At 62.6% G+C, this 6,665-nt stretch carries 8 protein-coding genes; 2 read left to right on the top strand and 6 right to left on the bottom strand.

Annotated features, from left to right (window positions below; genetic code table 11):
- The 6 genes from VLE48_11290 to VLE48_11265 form a co-directional block, all read right to left on the bottom strand.
- Window positions 1–269 (bottom strand): hypothetical protein (locus VLE48_11290; GenBank protein HSA93586.1); only part of this gene is annotated, 269 nt, incomplete at its 3' end.
- A 115-nt stretch (window positions 270–384) separates the two neighbouring features.
- Entirely contained in the window at window positions 385–1,518 is a 1,134-nt protein-coding gene (locus tag VLE48_11285; GenBank protein ID HSA93585.1) for a hypothetical protein, read from the bottom strand.
- 8 nt (window positions 1,519–1,526) lie between these two features.
- The gene (locus tag VLE48_11280; GenBank protein HSA93584.1) at window positions 1,527–1,853 is read right to left on the bottom strand and encodes an HPF/RaiA family ribosome-associated protein; all 327 of its coding nucleotides are present in this window, start codon (window positions 1,851–1,853) and stop codon (window positions 1,527–1,529) included.
- Between the two features lie 130 nt (window positions 1,854–1,983).
- On the bottom strand, window positions 1,984–2,742 hold the full coding sequence (locus tag VLE48_11275; protein ID HSA93583.1) for a hypothetical protein: 759 nt from the start codon (window positions 2,740–2,742) through the stop codon (window positions 1,984–1,986).
- Window positions 2,743–2,776: 34 nt separating this feature from the next.
- Entirely contained in the window at window positions 2,777–3,124 is a 348-nt protein-coding gene (locus VLE48_11270; GenBank protein ID HSA93582.1) for a hypothetical protein, read from the bottom strand.
- A 174-nt stretch (window positions 3,125–3,298) separates the two neighbouring features.
- Window positions 3,299–3,748 (bottom strand): group 1 truncated hemoglobin, encoded by a 450-nt coding sequence (locus VLE48_11265; GenBank protein ID HSA93581.1) that lies wholly within the window; start codon window positions 3,746–3,748, stop codon window positions 3,299–3,301.
- A gap of 200 nt (window positions 3,749–3,948) precedes the next feature.
- Between VLE48_11265 and fusA the strand changes: the two genes are divergently transcribed.
- Together fusA and VLE48_11255 are read left to right on the top strand one after the other, a co-directional pair.
- Entirely contained in the window at window positions 3,949–6,057 is a 2,109-nt protein-coding gene (gene fusA, locus VLE48_11260) for an elongation factor G (protein HSA93580.1), read from the top strand.
- Window positions 6,058–6,244: 187 nt separating this feature from the next.
- Window positions 6,245–6,451 (top strand): hypothetical protein, encoded by a 207-nt coding sequence (locus VLE48_11255; GenBank protein ID HSA93579.1) that lies wholly within the window; start codon window positions 6,245–6,247, stop codon window positions 6,449–6,451.
- Window positions 6,452–6,665: the final 214 nt, after the last annotated feature.

Below are 6,665 nucleotides of genomic sequence, written 5' to 3'. Positions count from 1 at the left end.
TGCGCTTCGAAGCTCCAGTTGTGCATAGGCAGCGGAAAGTCGTAGCGCACCAGGGGGATCTTGTACACCCGCGCCGCCTCCGTCAAGAGCGGTGCCGCCCGCCGGCAGTCCGGGCACTGCAGGTCTTCAAATACGACAATGGCGACTTTTGACCCCTTGGGCGGCTTCAGCGCCGCACTCACCGGCGTCACCGTGGCTTGTTGCGCCGCCGCGGCCACCGCCAGCGTCAGGGTCAGGATGAAAACTACGAGCCGTTGCTTCGGAACCATGCCTCTCGACCTCTCAGGATTTGGCGCAGGCAACGCTTCGCCCACACCCCTTTATACTAACGAGGATCCACGTTCGGCAGGATGAATTCTACTCAACTGTGAGATCTGAACGCCTTCAAAAGCGGAAAGTTGCAGCCGCCCCGGTCGCGGCCGGCATGCTTGCGGCCGGAGCCACCACGACTTCTCCACCATTCTTCAATGCCAACTCCGCCAGGTCGTCAAGCAGGTCATCGACTTGCGGATCTTTGAGATCATTGAGAGTAACGCGACCAGTCTCCGGGTCAACCCGTCCGGGAACCTGCCGCTCCGCTTCCACCAGCAGCGATCCAACCCGGCCGTGAACGGCAGCCTCAGCGATCGTTCCCAGGTCGTCCGATCCCAGTCCCTTCGCTTTAGCCTCTTCAAATTGCGCCGCCAGATCTCTCAGACGAGTGCGAAGCTGCGGCTCGATGATCTCCCACGTTCGTTCCCGCAACTGCTCGATACCGAGTGAAGCAGGGTCGATCTCAATTCCCTTGGGCAGCAGAAACGGGTTGTGGCTGACTTGGCGGAATGGCGTTTGGTACTGCCTAAGTGAGGCCAGAATCAGAGGCAGGCCGGACGGAGTGGAATGATGCTCTAGAATTGCCCGGTCAACGGCGCGGAAGAATCGTTCATCGTCGATTTCCAACGCGTCTTTCTTCGAACCGTGAGCGTGCCGCATGTTCGAGCCCAGAGCGGTTCCGCCGTAGGATGCAACGGTCTGATGGAGCTCCGTCAGTTCCTCCCCCAGCGCGTCCGTGATGGTACGGGGAACTCCCGCAGCCAACGCCACCTCGCCAAGGACGGAAAAATCGCCCTCGAAGAGCTTAATCTCCTGCCGGTTCAGGCATAGCACCTGATAGCGCCCGGCGGACTGCAGGATTCGCAGCAGTGGTTTCACGTGAAAGCTATTCGCCACGACAGCCAGCTCCCCTACCGGTCGTTGGAGGGTGAATACCCGGAACACACCCGGAGAGCCCAACACTGCCAGACCATCGGCGGTGTGATTCCAGAATTGCGTATCATGGGCCAGTTCCTGAAATGGAGCGAGCAGCTGGTCAACCTCCCTGGCCGAGTGTTGACGCAAGGATGCTTCGAGAGCCTTGAGCAGGTTCCGATAGCGTATGGGATCTTGCAGATTCTCCGGGTGGTGCCGGTGCGTTGGCTGATAGAGCGACAGGCACGGAGACTCGTGCTCTGCCAAGAGAAAGGCCAGGTCGTCTTGCATGAGAGATTTCAAGTTTTGTCTTCCATTCGCCCAAAGAGGGTTTCCAGTAGTCGGTGCAACTGCCCCGTCGCCCCTCTTACGGCCTCATCGAGCGTAGCGGCCTGATTGGACGCGGTAACAGGTTCGTGGTTGGCAGGGCGAGCTTCGATCAGGCAGCGCAGATCGCGGGTGCCGAACTTGGGACCATTCACATCGCTCAGGTGAACCTCCACACGCGTGATCCGCTGCTCAAATCGGCTCAACCCATTTCCCACTTCAGCTTTCACACTTCGTGATAATTCTTCATCGACGGAAACACTGCTGTCGCTGTTGATCTGAATCTTCACAAGAACCATTCCTCCTTCCTTCCCGGACACTGTACACCAAGAAAGCAAGCCTGCTACCACTCCCTGGAGCAACGTGGTAATGAAACTAATGGATGCATGCGGGCGGCGTCAGGTCACCTCGGCCCGGCGCCCGAGGCCTTCATTGGCGCGCGTCGTGCTTCCCGAACTTCCACGTGACCTGGACCTGTAGCCCCACTCCGGGCGTGGCCTGGGTCACTCCCAGCGGCACCCCCGCCTTGATCTCCCAGTTGTGGTTTGGCGTCAGGATCACCTCCGGCACGATGGCCAGCCGCGTCACTCCTTCGTGGAACTCGCGATCACCCACCACTTCCAGCACCGGCTGCATCCGCTTCGACGCGTGAAACATGGCCGCGAAACGGTAGAAAAACGTCTTCTCTTTCTCTTCGAAGCGCGCCACCGGTGTCTCGTAGCCCAGGTTGGTGTGGGTCCACAGCCGCCGCAGCAGGTGGGTGTCGATGTGAATGGCTGCGCCCAGTTCGTAGGCCCGCTCCGCCACCCGCTTGTCGCCCGTCGGCAGCGTGGCCTCGGGATTGATGGATACGGCAAACTTGCGGTGGCTTCCGCCCGCCAGAAGATAACGGTAGGCGATCTCGACATTTCCCGGTCGGATGTCGGTGCGGCCGTCCTCATCCCGCCGCGTCAGGGGAGTGGCGACGGAGAGCTGCATGCGTGGCGCAAAGCCCCATTCGAATTCCACCGGGACCACGTCATACACCGGCTCGTCGCGGAAATACTGCGCCCCGAACTGCAGGTTTCCGCTGCCGCGGGCAAAGGGCGCTGCAAATTCCGTGTTGATCGGTTCACTGTCGTGCGCGAACCCTTCCGTGCAGCAAAGCAGAAAGGCGATGACGCAGCATCGCCCGAAACACCGGCGCATGCTTCCTCCTTAGAACCAGCTCAGGTCTTGGATTTCAGCAGGAGGAAGTTGGGGGAGGTCCGCGTTCGGAGAGCAAGCGGGTCTCCGGCTCGGCGGGAGGCGTGGCCGGAATACCCACGTGGAGAGGTTCTTCGAGAAGCAGTGACCCGGCTAGCTGCAGCGCGGGCTCTATCGTTCCCACTGCCAGGGAAACGCAGCAGACATGGCAGCAGTGTTCGGAACGGTTCGGCTGGCTGGGCTGGTGGGACTCTTGCTCGTGCGGACATCCGGGGCCGGCCATTCCCGGCTCCGGTGCCGCCTGGGTGTTGGCGGGCGCAGCCGGAGGCGCCAGCAGCACCAGCGCCACGGGCACGAATAGCAGGATGGCCGTCAGCCGTCGCACACGCTCACCCGAAGAAAAGAGTTTACTCCAAAGCAGATTGCTTCCCGCCAAAAAGGTTACGCCGGACCACGGCGTTCGCAGTCCGGCGCGTCCCGGACACGGCGTCATAGTAGCGCCCGCCGCGGCGGGCGGTCGCGCGGGCATCCTGCCCGCGCCGCCACGTCACGAACCCGCCTACTTCATCTCCACGATGTCCTTCTCCAGCCCGCCGACTGCCGCCAGCACTTCGCCCTTTTCTTTGGCTGGCACCTGGAATTTGTCCAGCGTCGCCGTCAGCAGCTTCACCGACAGATCCCAGTCGGCTTTGCTGATCTTCAGGCCGGCGTGCGCGGTCTTCATGTCGCGGCCGTGGTAGGCGCACGGCCCGCCGGTGGCCTGGCACAGGAAGTCCACGATGTGCTGCCGCGTCTTGATCACCGAGCTGGTGCTCAGCCCCTGGAAGAAGCGGCCCATCTGCGGGTCGGTGGCCAGCCGGTTGAGAAAGTCGTCGGTCACGGCCGCCAGGGCGTCGTAGCCGCCCAGGCGTTTGTACAACGATTCGGTTTTCTGCTGTGGCGCCGCCACCGCCATCGTCGAACTTGCCAGCAGCACGCACAGCGCGAGTGTTACGGATCTCTTGAGCATGGAATCGCCTCCCTCCGGAATCCGGATTCCTACTCAGTACGAACCGGCCGCGCCGCCGGATTGTCCTGGGTTGAGCGGTATTTTTCCCGTGTGTTAGCATCGTCGTTTCCATAACCCTCCGGCCGCGGGCTTGTAGGACGCGGCCTCCTGCCAGCCCAAGTGCACCACAATCCAAGGGATGGCCGAAAAAGGAGCAGTTCGTGAAGGTCTACGAAACCGCCAACCTGCGCAATCTGGCCGTGGTGGGACACTCGCACGCCGGCAAGACCTCGCTGGTGGCTGCCATGCTGTACACCGCCGGCTCCACCCAGCGTCTCGGCCGCGTGGATGACGGCTCCACCGTCACCGACCACGACGAAGAGGAGACCGCCCGCCGGATGTCCATCTCCACCGGCGTGGCCTACGCCGAGTGGAACGGCGCCAAGCTCAACCTGCTGGACACGCCCGGCTTCAACATGTTCGTGCACGAGGCCAAGATCGCCCTCGCCCTGCCCGCCGAATCCGCCCTGGTCGTCGTGGATGGCGTGGCCGGGGTTGAGGTGGTCACCGAGCGTGTCTGGGCCTACACCGAGGAGTTCGGTCTGCCGCGCGCCATCGTGGCCACGCGCATGGATCGCGAGCGCGCCGATTCCACCCGCGTCCTCGAATCGCTCACCACCGCGTTCGGGCGCGCCGTCGTTCCCGTGCAGCTTCCCATCGGCAGCGAGAAAAGTCTCTCCGGCGTCGTGGACCTGGTCCGCATGAAGGCCTACACCTACGAACTGGGCGGCAACGGCAAAGGGAAAGAGGGTGACATCCCCGCCGCCATGGCGGAGGCCGCCAAAGCCGCGCACGAAAAGCTGGTGGAGTTGATCGCCGAAGGCAACGACGCGCTGCTCGAGGAATTCTTCGACAAGGGCACCATTTCCGACGAGCATCTCACCGGCGGCCTGCACGACGCTATCCGCGAACGCCGCATCGTCCCCGTCCTATTCGCTTCCGGCCTCGGCAACGTCGGCACCGACCGCATCCTCGACTTCGTCGCCGACTATCTGCCTTCGCCCGCCGAGCGCCCGCCCGTGCAATCCGCGGTCTCGAGCGGCAACGGCGAGCCCGCCACCCGCAAGATGGCCGACTCCGAGCCGCTCTCGTTCGCAGTCTTCAAGACGCTCGCCGACCCCTTCGCCGGTCGCATCACCTATTTCAAGATTGTCTCGGGCGTGCTTCAGTCCGAAGCCACGGTGCAGAACTTCACCCGCAACTCCAGTGAGAAGATGGCGCACATCTCAGTGATGCAGGGCAAAGAGGCCAAGGCCATCGCCTCGCTGCACGCCGGCGACGTCGGCGCCGTCGCCAAGCTGCGCGACACCTTCACCTTCGACACCTTGGGCGACAAGACCCATCCCATCCAGTACCCCAAGGTTTCGCTGCCCGAGCCCGCCGTCACTTTCGCCATCGAGCCCAAGAGCCGCGCCGACGAAGACAAGCTCTCCACCGGCATCCACAAGCTGCAGGAAGAAGACCTGATGATGCGCTTCTTCCGCGACCCCCAGACCAAGGAGTTCCTGCTGGCCGGCGCCGGTCAGCAGCACGTCGAGGTCATCGTCGCCAAGCTCAAGAAGCGTTACCACACCGAGGTCAACCTGAAGGCGCCCAAGGTGCCCTACCGCGAGACCATTCGCGCCAAGGCCGACGCCCACGGCCGCCACAAGAAGCAGACCGGTGGGCACGGCCAGTTCGGCGACTGCAAGATCAAGATGGAGCCCCTGCCCCGCGGCGGCAAGTTCGAGTTCGTCAACGAGATTTTCGGCGGCGCCATCCCCAAGAACTTCATTCCTGCCGTCGAGAAGGGCATCGTCGAAGCGGCCGAGCGCGGCTACCTCGCCGGTTTCCCGGTGGTGGATTTCCGCGTCATCCTCTACGACGGCTCCTACCACGACGTCGATTCCAACGAGCTTTCCTTCAAGGTTGCCGGCCGCCTGGCCTTCCGCAAGGCCATGGAGCAGGCCAAGCCCACGCTGCTCGAACCCATCATGAAGGTCGAGATCACCGTGCCCGACGAGTTCGCCGGCTCCATCATGGGCGACCTCAACTCGCGCCGCGGCCGCATCCAGGGCATGGACAACAAATCCGGCAAGACCATCGTCCGCGCCGAGTGCCCCATGGCCGAAATGCTCACCTACGGCACCGATCTCACTTCCATGACCCAGGGCCGCGGCTCCTTCACCATGGAGATGGACCACTACGACGTCGTTCCCGCCCAGCTCCAGGAAAAGATCATCACCCAGGCCAAGGCCGAGCGCGGCGAGATTAAGGAAGAAGAAGAATAGTGGTGGGCGCGAGTTCAACTCCCGTCAGGGAGGCCATTCGTTAGCCCAGCACGGCAGTGCTGGGTGACCAAAGGACAAATGTCCCGGGCCGTAGGCCCGACACCAACGAACTCTAGACTTTCCACACCCGCTCACCGTATGCTCTCCCTTCGCTTCGCCCTTACCGACAACTGACAACTGACCACTGATGTCGAATTCCCACCAGTACGAGCTGTGGGCCCAGAAGAAGGGACAATGGGGGATGGTGGGCTCGTTCCGCGAGTTCGAAGTCGCCTCCGCCGTCCTGCGCAACTACAAGTACCGCACCCGCCTGGTCCGCGTCGCCTACGAGAACGGCGCCCCCGTGCTCAAGGAAGTCATCGCCGAGGTCGGCGCCACCCGGCAAGAACCCTAGCCGCGGGTTCGCGCGGATGAACCCGAATTTCACCTCGATAACCAGCGCCCATACTTAGTCACCAGGAAGTCCTTAGGCAACGGCCCGATCTTCCCCGTGGCTGGATCGATCAGAAAGGTCGTCTCCTTTACCACGCAGTAAGGACCGTTCTCACCTTCGTCTATCTCGTCTGATGGAGGGTCAGCCCGAAACACAACCCGGGAATCTGCTGTGA

The organism is Terriglobales bacterium (genome assembly GCA_035454605.1).
In the GTDB taxonomy this organism is placed as follows: domain Bacteria; phylum Acidobacteriota; class Terriglobia; order Terriglobales; family Acidobacteriaceae; genus DATMAB01.
This window is presented reverse-complemented; position numbering and strand designations above follow the sequence as displayed.

Bases quoted from the DNA above. Each gene is read 5' to 3' on its own strand.
- VLE48_11285 (HSA93585.1), bottom strand. From the start codon at position 1,518: ATGCAAGACGACCTGGCCTTTCTCTTGGCAGAGCACGAGTCTCCGTGC.
- VLE48_11280 (HSA93584.1), bottom strand. From the start codon at position 1,853: ATGGTTCTTGTGAAGATTCAGATCAACAGCGACAGCAGTGTTTCCGTC.
- VLE48_11275 (HSA93583.1), bottom strand. From the start codon at position 2,742: ATGCGCCGGTGTTTCGGGCGATGCTGCGTCATCGCCTTTCTGCTTTGC.
- VLE48_11265 (HSA93581.1), bottom strand. From the start codon at position 3,748: ATGCTCAAGAGATCCGTAACACTCGCGCTGTGCGTGCTGCTGGCAAGT.
- VLE48_11255 (HSA93579.1), top strand. From the start codon at position 6,245: ATGTCGAATTCCCACCAGTACGAGCTGTGGGCCCAGAAGAAGGGACAA.